This window comes from Phyllobacterium myrsinacearum, assembly GCF_014138285.1.
GTDB classification, from domain to species: Bacteria; Pseudomonadota; Alphaproteobacteria; order Rhizobiales; family Rhizobiaceae; genus Phyllobacterium; species Phyllobacterium myrsinacearum_A.
In genome coordinates, this window is record NZ_JACGXN010000014.1 from 40012 (window position 1) to 57652 (window position 17641).

The 17641-nt window shown below is 52.8% G+C and carries 21 protein-coding genes; 7 read left to right on the forward strand and 14 right to left on the reverse strand.

What is annotated here, in order from left to right:
- The 3 genes from FHW16_RS25015 to FHW16_RS25025 are packed head-to-tail and all read right to left on the reverse strand — an operon-like array spanning position 1 to position 2341.
- Positions 1–543, reverse strand: a complete 543-nt coding sequence (locus FHW16_RS25015; protein ID WP_182551994.1) for a flavoprotein — start codon at positions 541–543, stop codon at positions 1–3.
- Positions 540–1175 (reverse strand): dihydroneopterin aldolase, encoded by a 636-nt coding sequence (locus FHW16_RS25020; RefSeq protein ID WP_182551995.1) that lies wholly within the window; start codon positions 1173–1175, stop codon positions 540–542. Before FHW16_RS25020 ends, FHW16_RS25015 begins: the two co-directional genes overlap by 4 nt.
- Entirely contained in the window at positions 1172–2341 is a 1170-nt protein-coding gene (locus FHW16_RS25025) for a (5-formylfuran-3-yl)methyl phosphate synthase (protein WP_182551996.1), read from the reverse strand. Before FHW16_RS25025 ends, FHW16_RS25020 begins: the two co-directional genes overlap by 4 nt.
- A 160-nt stretch (positions 2342–2501) precedes the next feature.
- On the opposite strand from FHW16_RS25025, the gene FHW16_RS25030 reads away from it, so the two are divergent.
- From FHW16_RS25030 to FHW16_RS25055, 6 genes are read left to right on the forward strand one after another with little or no spacing between them, the layout of a single operon-like run.
- Positions 2502–3734: an ABC transporter substrate-binding protein gene (locus FHW16_RS25030; protein WP_182551997.1), complete on the forward strand. Its 1233-nt coding sequence runs from the start codon at positions 2502–2504 to the stop codon at positions 3732–3734.
- Positions 3735–3760: 26 nt separating this feature from the next.
- Positions 3761–4735 (forward strand): YVTN family beta-propeller repeat protein, encoded by a 975-nt coding sequence (locus tag FHW16_RS25035; RefSeq protein WP_210278272.1) that lies wholly within the window; start codon positions 3761–3763, stop codon positions 4733–4735.
- A gap of 29 nt (positions 4736–4764) precedes the next feature.
- Positions 4765–5259, forward strand: a complete 495-nt coding sequence (locus tag FHW16_RS25040) for a hypothetical protein (RefSeq protein ID WP_182551998.1) — start codon at positions 4765–4767, stop codon at positions 5257–5259.
- 53 nt (positions 5260–5312) lie between these two features.
- Positions 5313–6119 carry an ATP-binding cassette domain-containing protein gene (locus FHW16_RS25045; protein WP_182551999.1) on the forward strand — a complete coding sequence of 269 codons (807 nt, stop codon included), beginning with the start codon at positions 5313–5315 and terminating at the stop codon, positions 6117–6119.
- A gap of 56 nt (positions 6120–6175) precedes the next feature.
- Complete coding sequence (locus FHW16_RS25050; protein ID WP_182552072.1) at positions 6176–6979, forward strand: ABC transporter permease; 804 nt, start codon at positions 6176–6178, stop codon at positions 6977–6979.
- A complete protein-coding gene (locus FHW16_RS25055) occupies positions 6976–7602 on the forward strand; it encodes a hypothetical protein (protein ID WP_182552000.1) in 627 nt (208 codons plus the stop codon). Before FHW16_RS25050 ends, FHW16_RS25055 begins: the two co-directional genes overlap by 4 nt.
- 3 nt (positions 7603–7605) lie before the next feature.
- Here the strand turns inward: FHW16_RS25055 and pqqE are convergent, their stop codons facing one another.
- The 9 genes from pqqE to xoxF5 all read right to left on the reverse strand — a co-directional run bounded on the left by pqqE (position 7606) and on the right by xoxF5 (position 14888).
- Positions 7606–8730, reverse strand: a complete 1125-nt coding sequence (gene pqqE, locus FHW16_RS25060; protein WP_182552001.1) for a pyrroloquinoline quinone biosynthesis protein PqqE — start codon at positions 8728–8730, stop codon at positions 7606–7608.
- Positions 8727–9026: a pyrroloquinoline quinone biosynthesis peptide chaperone PqqD gene (gene pqqD / locus FHW16_RS25065; RefSeq protein ID WP_182552002.1), complete on the reverse strand. Its 300-nt coding sequence runs from the start codon at positions 9024–9026 to the stop codon at positions 8727–8729. Before pqqD ends, pqqE begins: the two co-directional genes overlap by 4 nt.
- Entirely contained in the window at positions 9023–9778 is a 756-nt protein-coding gene (gene pqqC, locus FHW16_RS25070) for a pyrroloquinoline-quinone synthase PqqC (protein ID WP_182552003.1), read from the reverse strand. The genes pqqD and pqqC overlap by 4 nt, the downstream gene beginning before the upstream one ends.
- On the reverse strand, positions 9775–10713 hold the full coding sequence (gene pqqB / locus FHW16_RS25075; protein ID WP_182552004.1) for a pyrroloquinoline quinone biosynthesis protein PqqB: 939 nt from the start codon (positions 10711–10713) through the stop codon (positions 9775–9777). The genes pqqC and pqqB overlap by 4 nt, the downstream gene beginning before the upstream one ends.
- Before the next feature lie 101 nt (positions 10714–10814).
- Complete coding sequence (locus FHW16_RS25080) at positions 10815–10910, reverse strand: pyrroloquinoline quinone precursor peptide PqqA (RefSeq protein ID WP_182552005.1); 96 nt, start codon at positions 10908–10910, stop codon at positions 10815–10817.
- A 59-nt stretch (positions 10911–10969) separates the two neighbouring features.
- A complete protein-coding gene (locus FHW16_RS25085; protein ID WP_432652085.1) occupies positions 10970–11569 on the reverse strand; it encodes a PQQ-dependent catabolism-associated CXXCW motif protein in 600 nt (199 codons plus the stop codon).
- Positions 11547–12407: a substrate-binding domain-containing protein gene (locus FHW16_RS25090; RefSeq protein WP_182552006.1), complete on the reverse strand. Its 861-nt coding sequence runs from the start codon at positions 12405–12407 to the stop codon at positions 11547–11549. Before FHW16_RS25090 ends, FHW16_RS25085 begins: the two co-directional genes overlap by 23 nt.
- 4 nt (positions 12408–12411) lie before the next feature.
- Positions 12412–12936 carry a c-type cytochrome, methanol metabolism-related gene (locus FHW16_RS25095; RefSeq protein WP_182552007.1) on the reverse strand — a complete coding sequence of 175 codons (525 nt, stop codon included), beginning with the start codon at positions 12934–12936 and terminating at the stop codon, positions 12412–12414.
- Positions 12937–13082: 146 nt separating this feature from the next.
- A complete protein-coding gene (xoxF5, locus tag FHW16_RS25100; protein ID WP_182552074.1) occupies positions 13083–14888 on the reverse strand; it encodes a lanthanide-dependent methanol dehydrogenase XoxF5 in 1806 nt (601 codons plus the stop codon).
- Positions 14889–15361: 473 nt separating this feature from the next.
- Between xoxF5 and FHW16_RS25105 the strand changes: the two genes are divergently transcribed.
- On the forward strand, positions 15362–15712 hold the full coding sequence (locus FHW16_RS25105) for a hypothetical protein (RefSeq protein WP_182552008.1): 351 nt from the start codon (positions 15362–15364) through the stop codon (positions 15710–15712).
- A gap of 17 nt (positions 15713–15729) precedes the next feature.
- Here the strand turns inward: FHW16_RS25105 and FHW16_RS25110 are convergent, their stop codons facing one another.
- Both FHW16_RS25110 and FHW16_RS25115 read right to left on the reverse strand, forming a co-directional pair.
- Entirely contained in the window at positions 15730–16452 is a 723-nt protein-coding gene (locus FHW16_RS25110; protein ID WP_246711943.1) for a quinoprotein dehydrogenase-associated SoxYZ-like carrier, read from the reverse strand.
- A 227-nt stretch (positions 16453–16679) separates the two neighbouring features.
- Positions 16680–17639 (reverse strand): quinoprotein relay system zinc metallohydrolase 2, encoded by a 960-nt coding sequence (locus FHW16_RS25115; RefSeq protein ID WP_182552010.1) that lies wholly within the window; start codon positions 17637–17639, stop codon positions 16680–16682.
- Positions 17640–17641: the final 2 nt, after the last annotated feature.

Below are 17641 nucleotides of genomic sequence, written 5' to 3' on the forward strand. Positions count from 1 at the left end.
TCAGGCAACCTCTTTCGAGCGGCGCACAATCGCCACCCTCAATTCTGCCAGTGTTTCAACAACTTCGGTCCGTTCATACGTCTTTAGCCGTGCCGTATTATCGAGATCGATCGGCCGGGGATAGACCTTGACCATGCCGCCGGGCGCCATTGTTTCAAGCTCAGGCGCCGTATCACAGGCAAAAACAATGGACGGAACGAGGCATTTTCCCGCCTGCGCATACACATTGGTGGGAAGCGAATCCGAAATGCCGGCAACGCATTTTGCCACGGTGTTCGACGTCGCAGGGGCGATAATCGCCGTATGATACACGCCATTGTAGAAGCCGCCCACAGGCACAGAACTTGCGGTCTTGTCATGCAAGACCCGCGTCGTCTCGGGAAAATCAAGCTTCAGCTTATACATACGCAGCACTTCATTGGCAGCTTTTGAAACGAACACATCGCAATGTTCGAGCGTCCTTATCAAGTCGAAACTTTCCACGAAGAAATGACCGGAGCCGGTCAATGCCCAAGCCCATCGTGGCGTATGCAGTCGTGTCATTGCTCACCCGTTACTTCAAAATGCCTGTTGCGCATCATCGCGCGTCCCGGAACAGCTGCCAAGGGCAAATCCAACTGATCCAGCATCGCCGGACCCGCAACATGAAGGCTGGTGGCATCCGCCAGCACATCGGGCAGCACAGCGTCAACAATACCCGCAGCAGCAAGATCAGCAACTGACGAATAGTACTGGTGCTCGTCCGTCTGTTTGATCAGCAGCAGTGCATCGGCTTTTAGTTGTCCGGCCAGCCACGCACTTAAACTATCCGATGTAACATCCCATGACATGGGAATATCCGGCGCACCGATGGTCATCAACGACGGCAACCAAACCGGGACGGAACCTGCTTCAAGCATGATACTGGTTTCCGCAACCGATCGCGCAGGACGCAGGCGTTCATGGCATTCAGCAACGGCAATACCAAACTGATCCATAGCGAGGATTGCCATCGCATGCGCCGCCTCGTTCGAATAGCCAAGACGCTTCTGTGAGACCCGAACCTGATCAGCAAAGGGACCGCCGCCGGGTACGATGATCAGGGGAAAGGTTGCATTCACCAGCACATCAATCCAGCGACGCATTTCCTCGTGGCCCGCCGTGCTTCCTCCGAGCTTGACGACGAGCGGTTTCATGAAAACTTCCGACCGCCATGCACTTGCGTGAAGCGGAGCTTGGCCGAACTTTTGACATCGCGTGTACGTTCGATCTCAACTCCGACGCCGCCCGGACCGATCTCGAGTTTCTCGGCGCGAACGAAAACGCGGATCACCCGCGGATTTTTCAGCACGAATGCGGCCACTTGTTCAGCCAATGTCTCGGCAAGCTCGACATGCCCCTCGGCAACGATGGCACGAATGCCGTCCATTATGAGATCGTAAGAAACCACATGCCGCATGTCTTCAGGATTGCGTGTCACCCGCAAGACCTCGGCGGTTACATCGAAACGCACCTTCTGGGTTTTGCCATGTTCGAAACTATATGCACCGATATGTACAGGCAGAACAAAATCGCGGACAAAAATCTTGTCGGCGCCCAGCCCAGCTTCTTCCGGTTCCGGAAAATAGCCACGCGCCGCAAGCAATTTGTAATCAACGCTTGCCGGTATCCCCTCCTCCAGCACTTCGGGTATCAAACCACGTATCTTTGCAGTTGCCGTCGCATCAATTGATGCCCTGCGGTCAAGATCAACACAAAGTGCTCCACGAAAGCCCATGAAATCCGGATCATAGGTCAATAGCCGCGAAATATCCGGCGCTTCGAGTGATCCGGCAACGCCGATCATTAATCCTTTTGACTGGCCATTCTTGATGAATTTGCCGATCTGGTCAGGAGACAGATGATTGAGCAAGCGGCCTCTGGATTTGTCGGCGGTATCGATCATCAAACCGTGAAACCTGCAAATGGCCAACTTTTCAAACAGGTCTTCATCATAATTGTTCCAGTTGTCGGCAAAGACAACGGCAATCAATTTATTGTGTGAAGCAAGTGGCTGCAGCGCGTTCACGCAAGCTTCAAGTTGGGCGGAAGGAAACAAGCCGATCTTGATATAATCCAGACCAGCAGCCGCAAACTCCTCTACCTTTTGAAGGATCATTTCCGGATGCATCGGAAGATCGCCGCAAGCTGCGCTGATGGGTCGCCGACCCGATATAAAATCCTTGACTTCCAAGGTCTTGGCCAGATCGACGGCGCCTAGCGCTCCGTTGGCTGGATTTTTCATATCAATGATATCCGCACCATTTTGAAAGACGATTTCGGCTTCCTCACGGTTCTGGACACTTGCCAACATCTTCGTCATTGGCGCACCCCCGTATAAAAAACAGAAACCTTGCCTCGTGTGCAAGAAAAGCTGACCCGGAGGGTTGAGATTATGGTGGGTTTGTTTAAAAACACTATGGGCACCTCTGTTCTTAATCCACCGCCATTACTTGAATGGCGGCAGTATGAATGGTTTGGTCATGAAGAGTACGGTGCCAAATACTCTCACGTTTTTATTCGGCTTTTTTTTGCTGTTCGTCAACGTGTCTGAATTATCGGCACAGCAATCACCGGCAAATCAAACTGCAAAACCGGTAGTCGATATACGTATCGGCTACCTCCGTGCCTATGAGCCGCAACTGGCGCTTTCCGTCCTGGATATCCCTCCCCGCGATGAAGGCCTTGCCGGTGCAAATGTTGCAATTAATGATAACAATACGACCGGCAAATTTCTTGGCCAGAAATTTACACTCGATGTCGAGGAAACGAAATTCAACGCAGACGTGGTTCCGGCTTTCAAGGAAATGATTGCGCGCGGCAACCACTTTGTCCTGACGGATATTTCCGCCAAGCAATTGCTTGCTATAGCGGATTTGGCCAAGGACGCTGGAGTGCTGCTTTTCAACGTCGGCGCCACTGACGATATTCTGCGTGAGAAGGAGTGCCGGTCGAACGTCTTTCACACGGCACCCACACGCAGCATGCTCGCCGACGGGTTGGCACAATACCTCGTTTGGAAACAGTGGCGCAAATGGGTGCTGCTTTACGGCTCTCACGATGATGACAAGCTTTATGCTGATGCTATCCGCCGTGCCGCTACCCGCTTTGGTGCTACAATCGTCGAAGAGCGATTGTATGAAGACAAGGGAACGGCGCGAAGAACTGATAGCGGTGTTGTTCTCGTCCAGCAGCAGATGCCTGTCTTTACCCAGAACCTGCCCGAGCATGATGTTGTCATTGTCGCCGACGAAAGCGAAGTCTTTGGCAGCTACGTTCCCTATAGGACATGGACTCCGCGCCCGGTGGCGGGAACGGCAGGTCTGGTAGCCTCCAGCTGGCATCCGGCAAGTGAACAGTGGGGCGGCGTACAGATTCAAAATCGCTTTGCCAAAACGACCGGACGTCGGATGTTGTCGAAAGACATGCAGGCATGGACGGCTGTGCGCATTCTCGGAGAAGCGGTTACCCGGGCGAAAAGCGCGGAGACGAAACAGGTCGAGGACTATATCAAATCCGATGAATTCTCCATTGCCGCCTTCAAAGGTCAAAAACTCAGTTTCCGCAATTGGAACTGGCAATTGCGGCAGCCGATCCTGATTGGTGACGGTCACAGCGTTGTTTCGACTTCACCTCAGGCAGGCTTCCTGCACCAGTTCTCGGAACTTGATACGCTGGGCGTCGACAGGCCAGAGACCGAATGTAAGCTGAAATAAAAATATAAACGTATGGGAGGAATAAGATGCGACACCACATGTGCCTGCTTGCTGCGACCGTAGCGCTGCCGTTTCTTGCGCAACCCAGCTGGGCAAACATGGTCTATGTTTCCAATGAGAAAGGCAATTCGGTAACGGTTGTTGACTCGAAAACCATGGAGGTGGTGAAAACTATTGATGTCGGGCAAAGACCGCGCGGCATCACCATCTCCCCTGATGGAAAGATAGTTTACGTTTGCGCCAGCGACGATGATACCGTGCAGATGATTGATACCGCCACGGGCGAAATCATCGGATCGCTGCCCTCAGGTCCGGACCCCGAACTCTTCACCCTGTCTCCCGATGGAAAGACCCTCTACATCGCTAATGAGGACGATAATCTGGTTACCGTCATTGACGTGGAATCCAAGGGGGTTATTGCCGAAATCCCTGTTGGTGTCGAACCGGAGGGCATGGGCGTGAGTCCCGATGGCAAGACCATCGTTAACACGTCAGAAACGACAAACATGGCGCATTTCATCGATACGTCTACACATGAGATTACCGATAACGTTCTAGTCGATTCACGCCCGCGTTATGCGCAGTTCAAACCAGATGGTTCGGAGGTATGGGTATCCGCAGAGATTGGCGGCACCGTCTCCGTCATCGACAACGCGACCCGGACAGTGACCCACAAGATCACCTTCGAAATTCAAGGTTTGCGTTCCGAGCAAATCCAGCCGGTGGGTATACGCATCAGTTCCGACGGCAAGAAGGCCTATGTTGCGCTTGGACCAGCCAACCGTGTCGCCGTCGTCAATGCGGAAACCTACCAAGTAGAAAAGTATGTCCTGGTGGGACAGCGGGTCTGGCAGCTTGCCTTCATGCCGGATGGCAAAAGTATTATCAGCACCAATGGCCTTTCCAACGACATAACATTCATCGACACAGAGACCGATGAACCCATCAAATCGGTGACCGTTGGCCAATTGCCATGGGGTGTAGCGGTCGCGCCGAACTAACAGGAATAATCGACAAAAGGGAGGAACATATGTCGACTTTCAGAATGTTTGCACTGGCCAGCTTTCTCAGCCTGGCACTTATCCCATCCTTCGCCATGGCTCAGGCGGATGACGACGATGACAAGGCAGCGCCAGAACCAAAGGCAACAGCCGGGGCCAAGACACCTGCGGTCACGCGCGCCAGCAAGAATGTACCGGAACTGATCCTTGGCTCCAAAGACGATGAATTCACTGTAAACCAGAAGGATTTCGAGCTGGTTGCCGGTCAGGGATATCGCTGGAAGATTACCTCAGCAGCAGGCCTCGAATACAAATTCGTTACGGACCTTTTCCGCAATGTCTGGATGAATCAAATCGTCATCAATGACCTTGAAGTCCACATGAACGGAGCTCCCGCATGGCTGGAGTTTGACTCTCCGGGTACAATCAACGTCCAGTTCACGGCAGTACGGCCGGGCAAATATACCTGGTCTGTACCTGATCTTGCCGACAAGGGTATGAAGGGGACAATTACGATCAAATAAGCATCAGTATTTGCTGGAATGGGAACTGCATAGGGTACCGAGGGTGGAGCTTGATGGGTCCAAATAATGAATTGAAGACTATTCATGCCAAAGCATTGCCAGACACCAATGTACCGGCACTGGAACTTACCTCGGTGAGCTATTTCTACGGCAAGCGACAGGCGCTGGACGACATCTCGTTCTCAATAGCGTCTGGTCGCTTTGCGGTGCTTTTGGGCTTGAACGGCGCCGGCAAGACAACGCTGTTTTCCCTGATCAGCCATCTCTTCGCGACCCGCTATGGTCGTATCCACGTATTCGGCAACGATGTCGATCGCAGATCAGGAGACGCGCTGCGACATCTTGGAATTGTCTTCCAGGCTCGCACGCTTGATCTTGACCTGACGATACACCAAAATCTGTCTTACCACGCATCACTGCATGGGATTGGATCGCGTGAGGCTAACCGGCGAATTCATGATCTCATGCTGTCGATCGATATGAGCGACCGCCTTTATGAGAAAGCCCGCAGCCTCTCGGGTGGCCAGATCAGGCGCGTCGAAATTGTTCGTGCCCTGTTGCACAAGCCTTCGCTGTTATTGCTGGACGAGGCGACCGTCGGCCTCGACATAAAGTCCCGTGCAACGATCCTCAGGGATATTCGTAAACTGGTCGAGGAAAAGGGCATAAGCGTATTGTGGGCAACGCATCTGATCGATGAAGTCAACCACGCCGATCAGGTCATTGTCCTCAATCAGGGTAAGCTGGTGGCCAATGGCACCATGCACGACGTCGTCAAAGATGCCGGGAGTGACACTATCAACGAAGCTTTCTCCCGCCTCACGGGCATCGTTTCCTTGAATGTGGGAGGCCGTCCATGACCGACATTCCCGGCAACGCTTCCCTCCAGAACGCCGGATACCAACGTTTTGGCGTGATGCAACATCTGGTGTGTCTGAAGGGTATTCTTATTCGCGAGGGGCTTCGCTATCTTCATCAACGCGAGCGCTTTATCTCATCCCTCGTAAGACCGCTGCTATGGCTCTTCATCTTCGCAGCGGGTTTTCGTCAGGTTCTCGGTGTCTCGATCATCCCGCCTTATCAGACCTATGTACTTTATGAGGTTTACATCACTCCCGGGCTGTGCGGGATGATCCTGTTGTTCAGCGGCATGCAATCCTCGCTCTCCATGGTCTATGACCGGGAAATGGGTAATATGCGCACGTTGCTGGTCAGCCCCTTCCCACGCTGGTTCCTGCTCGTATCCAAGCTGCTCGCGGGTGTCGCCGTTTCTATTGTCCAGGTCTACGCATTCTTGTTCATCGCCTGGTTCTGGGGGGTGAAAGCGGCACCAGCTGGATACTTCTTGACGATGCCTGCACTATTCCTTGCGGGCATGATGCTGGGAGCACTCGGCATGTTGCTTTCCTCCATGATCAAACAGCTGGAAAACTTTGCGGGAATCATGAATTTCGTGATTTTTCCGATGTATTTTGCGTCCTCCGCGCTCTACCCGCTCTGGCGCGTGCAAGAAGCAAGTCCCCTGCTCTACAAAATATGTCTGCTTAATCCCTTTACCTATGCCGTTGAACTGGTGCGGTTCGCTTTTTACGGGAAAATCGAGTGGACATCCCTCGCTGTTGTCTGTGGCTTTACGCTTGTGTTCATCGCCGGTGCCATCATCGCCTATGATCCATCGAGGGGCCTCGTAATCAAGAAACAAGAGGGAGGGAACAATTGAGACAGTCCCGGATTATCACTGCCAGTCTTCTCCTCTGTATAGCCTCGGTCGGCGCGTCTTTCAGTGCAGTACAGAATGATCCCACCTGGCCTTGCGTGCAACGCAAAGTGCCCGAATTGTCTGTTGGACAGGTTTGGAACGGTCCGGATATTCCTGAAACCGCGAAAAGTTGGGACGACGACGCAACAATACATGCTCTGGTCGATGAAGTGGCAGCGCGGCGCAATCCGCTGGATGTTGCGCAAAGGAAGATCGTCGAGTTTGCTGCTAACCTCCCCAGCGATCAGGTAAATGACAAGATGTTATTGTTGTTCCAAGGTCTATTCGACACGCTGAACCGCGAACGAGTACAAGTTATATCCGGCATCTCACGCTATGCCGGAAAGCAGCGTGAAATGGCGGAGGATCTGCGCAAGGAAGCGTCCAGGGTCGATGCTATGCGTGGTAAGGCCGATACGGACCCAGACGACCTCGACCGCGCCAACGAGAGGTTGACATGGGAAACAAGGGTTTTCGAAGAACGCGTGCAATCCCTGACCTATGTTTGTGAAGTACCAACCATTATCGAACAAAGGCTTTACGGTCTGTCGAAGACTATCGGCCAATCAATGCTCAAGAACTAGCGTTCAGGTAATAGGCTCGGCAGCCTTACCAATACGGCGATAAGTGAAGGCGTCTGGCTTTGCATCGGAGACAGCGGTTTCCATCGCTTCATTGATCAGTGTGCCCATGCGCGCGTGTAAAGGCGATTTGATACAGGCTGGATCAGTCGCTGCAGCATTGCCCGTAATCGCCATGGCCTGACAGCGGCAGCCGCCCCAATCAATTTCCTGCCGTTCGCAACTGCGACAGGGTTCCAGCATCCAGTCAGTCCCGCGGAACGCGTTGAATGCGGAAGATTTATGCCAGATGCGAGCAAGATCCCAGTCGCCGAAACGCTCGAAATGCAGCGATTTAATCGTTGCTGCTGCATGGCATGGCAAAACCGCTCCATCAGGAGCAACCATGAAGGCATCCCGTGCCCACCCTCCCATACAGGGTTTGGGATAAATGGCGAAATAATCTGGTGTGACGAAATCGATCGTCATGATGCCGCGCAGCCGCTCCTGTGCCTCCTCGACGATCTGCACCTGACGTTCAACCGCCTCGCGCTCCGGCATGAGAGCCTTGCGATTGAGGAGTGCCCAACCAGCATATTGCACATTGGCGATCTCGAGCCGCTCCGCTCCGAGGGAAAGCGCCAACTCAATGAACTGGGGTACTTCTTCCATATTATGGCGGTGGATCGGTGCATTGATAGTCAGTGGCAGACCCGTGGCGCGAACGCGTCTGGCTGTTTCAAGCTTCTTTTCATGGGCCCCTTGTGCATTGCCGATTTTCTCGGTGGTCGCGGCGAAGGCGCCCTGAAAACTCAATTGGATATGATCAAGCCCCGCATCAGCTAGCGCTTCGATACGCCCTTCGGCAATACCGACACCGGCGGTAATGAGATTGGTATAGACACCACGCCTGGCAAGACCGGCTACAAGCTTGGTCAAATCCGTACGCAGCGTCGGTTCACCTCCTGACAAATGAACCTGAAGAACACCGAGGTCCGCTGCCTGCTCGAACAACGAGAGCCAGCCTGCAGTGTCCATCTCGCGATTGGCCTTCAAAAGCTCGACCGGGTTAGAGCAATAGGCGCATTGCAGCGGACAACGGTGTGTCAGTTCTGCCAGCATACCGATCGGAGGAAGCACAGGGTCTGTCATAGCGTCACCAGAAACTTGTCGGACCACTCCTGCAGGAAGGCGCTGATATCCGGAGCTATTTCTTCCTGCTCCGCAGCATATTGATCCGCGAGAATTGCAATCATCTGCGTCACGCTGTGGCGACCATCACAGAGTCGCAAAATGTCGAGGCTGACTTCATTCGGCCAAAACACTTTCTCCGGTGATAGCAATGCCCACGCCTCGCGCACCCCATCATATTGCAATCGCACATGACGCCGTAAAATCGGCAGTGATTGCATCGACACGACGGCACGGGAGCGGGATGTTTCAATCATGCTGGCTCCGGCACAAAGGCACCGGGCGGAATATTGCCCTTTTCGCCGTAAGCATGGGCCAACGCATCAAGCATCGCCCAGAGCACATCACATTTGAAGACAAGTGAATCGATTGCCGCCTGCTGCTTTTCAGGATTGTTGGCATGTTTCATCACATAGGCGAGCGCGAAATCGGAATCGCGAGAGGCAAGCGCCGGGCGCTTGTCAAAATAGGCTAGAATATCTTTGGTGATATAATCATATTTTGCCAGCATCGCCGGAACACGCTCGCTGATAATGATCGGCGAGAACAGTTCGGTCAGCGACGATGCTACCGCTTCGAGCAATGTGCGGTTGGTGCAATAGGTAAGATACGCGCCCACGGCAAACCGCGTAGCTGGCAATACAAGTTTTTCGCTTTTGACCACATTGGCATCAAGGCCCAGACCAGTGGCCAGTTTGAGCCAGCGCGCGATGCCGCCGTTCCAGCCATCATCACCATCATGGTCATCGATCCGCTTGCGCCATTCGGCGCGAAACTCCGGATCCTCCGAGCGCATAATGATAGCGGCATCCTTGCGCGGAATGACCGACTGGTAGGCATAGCGATTAAGCGCCCAGGCCTGCATCTGTCCCTTGGTCAGGGCCCCACTGGTCATCTGATTATGAAACGGATGACGATTATGATAGCGCGCAGCACCCACGGCATGCAGGACCTCTTCAAGCTGCGCCGGGGATAATCCATTGCGTGCCGCATCACCAAATTCACTCAAAGTCTGATCTCCATGCCATCAAATGCTATTTTCCAGCCGGCGCCGACAACCGCCGCATGTTCGACGGATGAGTCGTCGAGAACAGGATTGGTGTTATTAATATGAACATAAATCCTGTCGCCAATTCCAAGCGTTGCCAAAGCAGCCAGTGAACCTTCTTCACCTGAAATAGATACATGCCCCATCCGCGCGCCGGTCTTAGAGCCGACACCCGCCGTAATCATTTCATCGTCTGTATAAAGAGTGCCATCGAAGAGCAGGCAATCCGCCCGCTCCAGCCTTGATTTGAGCATCGCGTCGATACGCGCGCAGCCGGGAATATAAAATACAGAGTGCTCATTGCCTTTTGAGGAAATCCGGAGCCCGATCGTATCGCCCTCTTGAGTACCAAAACCTTCTGCCGCTTTGGCCTGATCTTCAAGGAATAGCGCGACCTTGCCGGGAACGGTAAAAGTTTCGACAACGATGCCTGTCGATTTTCCCGTCGCATCCAGAACGTCCGTTTGCGTGCCAATCTTCAGTTCGCGGCGGTGAACGATTGCCCGGTCAAGGACATTGAAAATGGAATTGGCCTCGAGCACCTCAAGAACGCGCGCTGTCGCATACAGAGCAAATGGCTCACGTTCGCGCAGAGCAAGCAGCCCGGCAATATGGTCCACATCCGCATTGGTCAGGATCACCGCTCTTATTGGTGTCGCGCGCAAAGGCCCATTTTCATGTGGTTGAAGCTCCGGTGTCGCTGCGATCTGCTGACGTATATCGGGTGAGGCATTGAAAAGCACCCAATCGGCTCCCTTTGCACTGACGGCAAGACTGGATTGGGTTCGGGGACGAAAGTTTGCTCCGCCGTTCCAGGCTCCGCGACTTAATCGATAATTGCAATTCCATTGAGGAAACCCGCCTCCGGCCGCTGAACCGATTATTTTCAATCGCATTGCGGGTAAATCTCCAAAAAGCCGGAAATTGCTTTCCAGAATATTGCATCAAATCCCGAACTCGCCCCGCGTGAACGATCACGCAGGGCGAAGACTGGAGATTACTTCTTGGTCTTCAGTTCTGCGGGCATGTAACGTGTAAGTTCCATACCGGCAGCAACCTGACACATGATTGGCTTTGTCCAGGTTTTCTTCATGCTATGCCTCCTTCTATTCGAAGATCACCAAGGTGATCTTCCCTCACCATCGTACGCCATCATGGCGCAAGATTGAAATTAATGGGTTCATTTTTTTGTGTAGCCCGCCCCGCCGCGATCCAGCCATCAGTGCCAAGCGGATACCAGAACACGGAGCGGTATCCCCATTCGATTGCCCTTTTGGCGGCATTCCACGACATCCAGCAATTCTCCATACAATAAAAAAGCACCCTTCGATTCTTGTCGGATCCGAGACGCGATTCCAGCCCTTTGCGGAAATAGGCTTCTGTCTCCTTGTTCAAAATTCCGTAGCCTACATTTGCAAGCCAGATGCTCCCCGGAATATCTTCCCGCACCTTGTCTCGCCATACAGTTCCTGCTGGAAGGTTCGCCGGTTTAGGATCATGTGGGAGCACATCAACAAAGACCGTCGACTTGTCCTCCCATAGAGCAATCACCTCATCCGTCGTTACAACTTTTGCCCCCTTCAAGGTCGCAGGAACGGGAGCCCGGTATGTGTTTGTTCTGTATTCCTCTGGTTCGGGCACATTGTCCTTTTCACCAGCCAGATTGACACCTGTACTCATCAAAAAGACCACGGCTGCCAAATAGATCGGCGCTGCGTTGCCCGATCGGCTATTGCGTGATCGGCTTGTCATTTTCGTCCATCAGCGGAACATAATATTCAAGCAAGATCCGATTGATCTCCGGCTGGTTCTCCTTGATGATCTTGTTCAGTGTTCGCTTCCACTCCTGATCCGACGGGCGTACGCCCATTGTAATCCGGTAAGCCATGTGTCCGGACTTTTCCTTTGCCAACGAGACGACCGTCAAGTCCGGATTGATCTCATGTGCATAATAACCCGCCATCGGGCCCCAAAGGATCGCCACATCTATAGTCCCCTTCATAAGATCCTTGATCATGACATCCGCCATGGAGGGTGCCAATCGCGTATCAACCATCAATGGATAGGGAAGAACGTTGCGCATATAGCCAACCTTGGCGAGATTGGCTGCAGGAGGAGTTCCCGCAACAACACCGATCTTCTTGTCCGCCAGCTTCTTGTCCTCGATCGATACCACATCATCCAGACCGGTGCCCTTCTTGAAGACCATGACATATGTAGAGCGGTAGTAGGCATTGGTGTTCTGCACAAGTTCGTCACCCTGGGCATAACCCATGATGATATCGCAGTGGTTGGACCGCAGGGTATTGCGTACAAAGCCGGTAGCCATGGGATACCAGGTATAAGCCACTGACTTCCGTCCGGTTTTGGACGCTACCAGTTCCGCCAGCTTGTTTTCAAATCCTTTGCCGCTTTGATCGGAAAACGGCATGTTCGATGGGTCGGCACAAACACGCAGTATATCAGGATCAACGAGTTCACCGGCAGCTCCCAAGCCGGCCCCCTGCGCACGGACACTCGAAGGCGCCACGGCAATAGCCGCGAACAACAAGGCAGCAAACCAGTACAGGAAAGATTTTGAGCTCTGCATTGTCTCATCCACCCATACAGGAATCTTCCGCCTGTTTGGCGGCCGCAGGCTTGTCTTCATGCTTTGCCGGCCGTCCTCGCGGAAGGTCACCGACAGCGCGTGAGCGCAGATAGACGTAGAGATCATCCATGTAGCAATAGACATTCTTGTTGTCGCCGAAAGCCGGCATCACTTTGTCATTGCCATTGCTCAGGTTTTTACGACCGCCGGCAACGATTGCCATAAAATCGGCATAGGACATCGTCTTGAGTGAATTGGCCAGAACCGGCGCGAAGGACGACCCGGCCCCATCAGCTCCGTGGCAAACATTGCATTCAGAATTGAAGCGGCGATAACCACTGTAGGTATACCAATCGACCGTTCCATCCGGTTGTATCTTGAATGTCGGATTTCCGTCTTTGTCGGCATATTTACCGTTGTCCTCAGAAGCGACTGCGGCTGCAGCCTTGTCATCAGCATAGCTGCTGCCTTGCCCCGCAAGGAGAGCAAAAGCGGCTGCGACCGCCAGAAGTGTTGTTCGAATCGGCATCCGGTAACCTCGCATTCACCCGTCGGGCAGCACCTCTCAGCGCCGGCTCAACGGTTATGATTGATCATCAATTGTCGGTCAGGTGACACGAGGGGCCCGGCCTGGTTGAAACCGGGCACCCTGTTTATGTGTCCATCCGCCCCTGTTTATTCGGGGACGGCGAAAACGGTCAGCTGACCGCCCAAAGCCGTATAGTCGGACAGACCGGCATAACCACCGACTGCACCCAGACCATCCGTGCCTTTTGTAAGACCGGCAGCAAGACCGATGCCTGCCCAGCCACCCACACCAGACAGAACGGCAACATATTGTTTGCCCTTGTGTTCATAGGTGGTGACGTTACCGATAATGCCGGAAGGAGTCTTGAACTTGTAAAGCTCCTTGCCGTTTTTATCGACTGCCTTCAGATAACCTTCAAGCGTACCGTAGAATACCACGTCGCCATCGGTTGCAAGAGCACCGGACCAGACCGAGAACTGCTCCGGCTTGGACCAGACTATTTCGCCCTTTGCTGCGTCCCAGGCAATGAAGTTGCCCATGCCGCCATGGCTGTTCGGAGCCGGATACATGGAAAGCGTTGCACCGATGTAAGGCTGACCGGCGGTATAGCTGACCTTGTAGGGCTCGTAATCCATGCAGACATGGTTTGTCGGGACATAGAAGAGTTTCGTCTTCGGTGAATAGCTGGCGGGTTGCTGGTCCTTGGTACCAAGAGCGGCAGGGCAAATACCCGTCGTATTGACGTCTTCACCCTGTTTTGCCGTCGAATATTTGTCGACGACGATAGGACGCCCATAGTCCTTGCTGTTCTTGTCCATCACGACTTCTGTCGCCCAGTTGACAGCCGGATCGTATTTCTTTGCTACCAGAAGTTCGCCGGTTGCACGGTCCAGAGTGTAGGCAAAGCCGTTGCGGTCAAAATGCACCAGAACATTGCGATCCTTGCCATCTATTTTTATACCGTCTGCAAGGATCATCTCGTTAACACCGTCATAATCCCACTCGTCATGCGGGGTCATCTGGTACAGCCATTTCGCCATACCGGTATCGGCATCACGGGCCATGATTGTCATGGACCACTTGTTGTCGCCAGGACGCTGACTGGGATTCCATGTGGAGGGATTACCCGTGCCATAATAAATGAGGTTCAATTTGGGATCATAAGAATACCAACCCCAGGTTGTTCCACCACCGATCTTCCACTGATCACCTTCCCATGTCTTGGTGCTGGAATCAGCGCCGACCGGTTTACCGAGCTGGGTCGTCTTTTCCGGATCAATCAATGTGTCCTTGTCGGAACCGATCGACCATGCCCGCCACGCTTGCTTGCCGTCTTTGATATTATAGGCAGTCAAAGCACCGCGCACACCAAACTCACCACCGGAAATACCGACGATGACTTTGTCCTTCACGACCATCGGAGCAGAAGTGCCGGACTCGCCTTTGCTACCATCGGCAGCTTCACCATTCTTCACTGACCATTCGGGCTTGCCTGTTTTTGCATCGAGAGCCACGAGGGTTGTATCAGCCTGGTAAAGGAAGATTTTTCCGTCACCATAGGCTACGCCGCGATTAACGGTGTCGCAGCACATGATGGGAATAACATTTGGATCCTGTTTGGGTTCATACTTCCACAGGATCTTGCCGTCATTGTTCAGGTCAAGCGCATAGACTGTATTCGGATAGGGCGCATGGACATACATGACATCCCCGATGATGAGCGGACCACCTTCGTGGCCGCGCAGCACGCCTGTCGAAAACGTCCAGGCGACCTGAAGGTTCTTGACGTTATCCTTATTGATCTTGTTGAGTTTTGAATATCGGGTATTGGCATAATCGCCGGTCTGGATCGCCCAGTCCTTGGAATTGGAAATCAAAGCCTGCAGATCGTCATTGGCCAAAGCTCCTCCCGCCAATGAAAATGACAAAGTAAAAGTAGCCAACGCTCGCATTAAATTCTTGTGTACACGCATTATGAGTCCTCCCTAAGTTCACATTTATGAACCATCGGGCGAAACCGTTAATAGCAACGGCCCGCTCCATTAGCTCACGCAAATGGGGAAGTATTTCCGGCAGCGTGTCACGACCTAAGCCAGGCGCGCAGAGGGCACCGTTACTGCCCACCCCGCTTGGCCTACGAAGACTGTCACCACTCCCTTGACGGTAACGTCCTTGAAGCCGGAAACAAGATGACGATAGGAGAAAGATTTGCATTAGGCAAGCATGTTTATCAATTTATATTTTCTGCACCGCAATATACACTTTTTGCATTGCAGCATATTTTGCATTTTCCTATTTTATTCTGCAATCTATAGGAACATCATAATTTGATACTTTAATACTAGACAATTCTTTCCAATCAATATTATTATTTGTTATCCATTTGAAAAATGTGACACTTCATCAGCGCAAAGGCAACGGCCCGATGTCAATATCAAAAGCCCTGCAATTAAGCCTGTTCGCAATCGCAACAATTGCATATTCTTTGCCGGCAAAATCAGCCACGAATTATCCCACGCCAGCCCTTGCCGAATACGTTTACGGCTGCATGAAGGCCAACGGAGAGAACCGGGATTCGCTGCAACGCTGTTCCTGTTCGATCGATGTCATTGCGTCGGTCATTTCCTATGATCACTATGTGGCCGCTGAAACATACAAATCAATGGGAATGGTTCCCGGCGAAAATGGCGCCCTCTTTCGCGAAAGCGCTCCGGCGAAAACTTCGATCACGGAACTGAAACGCGCCCAGGCCGAAGCCGACATACGCTGTTTTTAAAGCCTTGATTCATCTCGTTACAAGCTTGATGATGCAAGCGGCCACTCGTCCTGAAATTTCTTTCCTTCGGTGTCGGACGCCTCTACCTTAACGTCCTCTCCTGGCTTCGCATCAAATTCAAAGCGAAAATTCGGATCTTCCGAAATCGAAATTCCACCCTCCATCGACATGATCAGCCGGTTGCCCTGGGACACGATCAGTCCCTGAATGAAGTGCGCCGGTATGTAGTACCGGGTTACCTGGTCCATCTGCAGTCCGGAATTGTTCGGATGGCGGATCATGAGCTGCATTTCAGTCGCACGGGTCATCGGCTCCATCCCGGATGATTTGGATGAAAACACACGCAATTTCATTTTGCCAAGGTTGGCGAGCGCCTCGTCGGAATTTTTCATGGCTGGCGCAGAGCAGCCGCCCGATGCCTTGACGAAGGTTTCTGTCATGCGGAGTTTACCATCTTCGGTCTCCGCGATGGCCCTTACATAGGAATAAGCATTCACACGCAATCGCGTTGCCAGGTGAGTCACGCCCGCATCGACACCAAACCTGAATACAGCAGCAACCGGTGATGGATTCTCGTCGACGATCAAGGTCACTGTCTTGATGCGGCCGGATGCGGCATCCGTTTTGAAATGCAGGTCAATCGGAACGATCGCAGCATCTTCCGCTCGCTTAGGCGCCTCGATACTGACAATACCGTTCGCGGGCTCAATGAACTTCTGCCCGAAGACATCACCCTTCAAGCTGCTCCAGGTTGTACTTTCAGGAGAATCTGCATTTTGAGCCCAGGCAGAGGAAGATATCGCCGAACCAAAAAACGCAAAAAGAACAACGGCAACCAAAGGATTGCGCAGTTGAATCGTTGCAAACATAGTGTTCTGCCTCCACCAAGGATAAGTTTGGCGGTGCCCGGCTTCTCATGAACTATACCATCCAACCGAACGGTCTGGCAAATGCCGACATTGCCAAATCATTCCCACTCAAGTTCAGCGAAAGCCGCGATCGCGTTACGTTGATTGTATTCGTCGAAAAGTTTCCAGTTTGCGCGTTCGCGCTGTGCAGCCGACTTGACGGCATTTGTCATCGGCACACCGTCAGCAATGGCTCTACGTATGTCGCTCGCAAGCACGTCAAAATACCGACGCTCTGCTTCCAATGCCTGTGGCCATGGTGAGGGCACCGCTCCATGTCCCGGTACCGCAAATTTCGCCTTGATCCCATTCAGGATATCCAATTGCGCAATCCATCCGAGCAGCGAACCGTCTATCGTTGGCAGATGGTCGATAAAGCATAGATCTCCCGTAAAAAGGACACCGGTTTTGTGATCAAAAACCGAAAGATCATTATCGGTGTGTGCTGCCTTCCATGCTCTCAAGGTAAGCTTGCGATTACCAATATCGAGGTCTTCCTCATCGGTTATGAGCTTGGTTGGCGGAACGATCCTGATATCCGCCATCAAATCATCGCCCATGGCCTCTCTGTAACTTTGCAGGTAATATGTGCCACGGCTTTCCAATGCGCGCGGCAAATTATGATGGCCAACAACGGTGGCGCCGCTAGACTTGAAAGCAGCATTGCCGAACAGGTGATCCGGGTGCATATGGGTGTTGATCAGATAGCGGACAGGTCTGTCGGTTTTGGCCCGAATGGCCCCGATTAAAGCCTTGCCTTCAACCACGCTTCCTCCACTGTCGATGACGGCAACCGAGTCATCGCCAATAATGAAACCGACATTGCAAATCTCGCCTTCATTCTGACGGGTCATCATCGCTGGTGCGCCGGCAAAGGCAAATACACCGTCAGCGACCTGTTTCACCGGTAACGGATCAGCGGACATCGACCAGGCCAGCGCCGCACGCGTATGTGGCACGCCGCAACAGGCAAAAAATATGCCTGTTTTAAGGATATTGCGCCGGGTCGCGTGACTCATGG

Bases quoted from the DNA above. Each gene is read 5' to 3' on its own strand.
- FHW16_RS25015 (WP_182551994.1), bottom strand. From the start codon at position 543: ATGACACGACTGCATACGCCACGATGGGCTTGGGCATTGACCGGCTCC.
- FHW16_RS25020 (WP_182551995.1), bottom strand. From the start codon at position 1,175: ATGAAACCGCTCGTCGTCAAGCTCGGAGGAAGCACGGCGGGCCACGAG.
- FHW16_RS25025 (WP_182551996.1), bottom strand. From the start codon at position 2,341: ATGACGAAGATGTTGGCAAGTGTCCAGAACCGTGAGGAAGCCGAAATC.
- FHW16_RS25030 (WP_182551997.1), top strand. From the start codon at position 2,502: ATGAAGAGTACGGTGCCAAATACTCTCACGTTTTTATTCGGCTTTTTT.
- FHW16_RS25035 (WP_210278272.1), top strand. From the start codon at position 3,761: ATGCGACACCACATGTGCCTGCTTGCTGCGACCGTAGCGCTGCCGTTT.
- FHW16_RS25040 (WP_182551998.1), top strand. From the start codon at position 4,765: ATGTCGACTTTCAGAATGTTTGCACTGGCCAGCTTTCTCAGCCTGGCA.
- FHW16_RS25045 (WP_182551999.1), top strand. From the start codon at position 5,313: ATGGGTCCAAATAATGAATTGAAGACTATTCATGCCAAAGCATTGCCA.
- FHW16_RS25050 (WP_182552072.1), top strand. From the start codon at position 6,176: ATGCAACATCTGGTGTGTCTGAAGGGTATTCTTATTCGCGAGGGGCTT.
- pqqE (WP_182552001.1), bottom strand. From the start codon at position 8,730: ATGACAGACCCTGTGCTTCCTCCGATCGGTATGCTGGCAGAACTGACA.
- pqqD (WP_182552002.1), bottom strand. From the start codon at position 9,026: ATGATTGAAACATCCCGCTCCCGTGCCGTCGTGTCGATGCAATCACTG.
- pqqB (WP_182552004.1), bottom strand. From the start codon at position 10,713: ATGCGATTGAAAATAATCGGTTCAGCGGCCGGAGGCGGGTTTCCTCAA.
- FHW16_RS25080 (WP_182552005.1), bottom strand. From the start codon at position 10,910: ATGAAGAAAACCTGGACAAAGCCAATCATGTGTCAGGTTGCTGCCGGT.
- FHW16_RS25085 (WP_432652085.1), bottom strand. From the start codon at position 11,569: ATGACAAGCCGATCACGCAATAGCCGATCGGGCAACGCAGCGCCGATC.
- FHW16_RS25090 (WP_182552006.1), bottom strand. From the start codon at position 12,407: ATGCAGAGCTCAAAATCTTTCCTGTACTGGTTTGCTGCCTTGTTGTTC.
- FHW16_RS25095 (WP_182552007.1), bottom strand. From the start codon at position 12,936: ATGCCGATTCGAACAACACTTCTGGCGGTCGCAGCCGCTTTTGCTCTC.
- xoxF5 (WP_182552074.1), bottom strand. From the start codon at position 14,888: ATGCGAGCGTTGGCTACTTTTACTTTGTCATTTTCATTGGCGGGAGGA.
- FHW16_RS25105 (WP_182552008.1), top strand. From the start codon at position 15,362: ATGTCAATATCAAAAGCCCTGCAATTAAGCCTGTTCGCAATCGCAACA.
- FHW16_RS25115 (WP_182552010.1), bottom strand. From the start codon at position 17,639: ATGAGTCACGCGACCCGGCGCAATATCCTTAAAACAGGCATATTTTTT.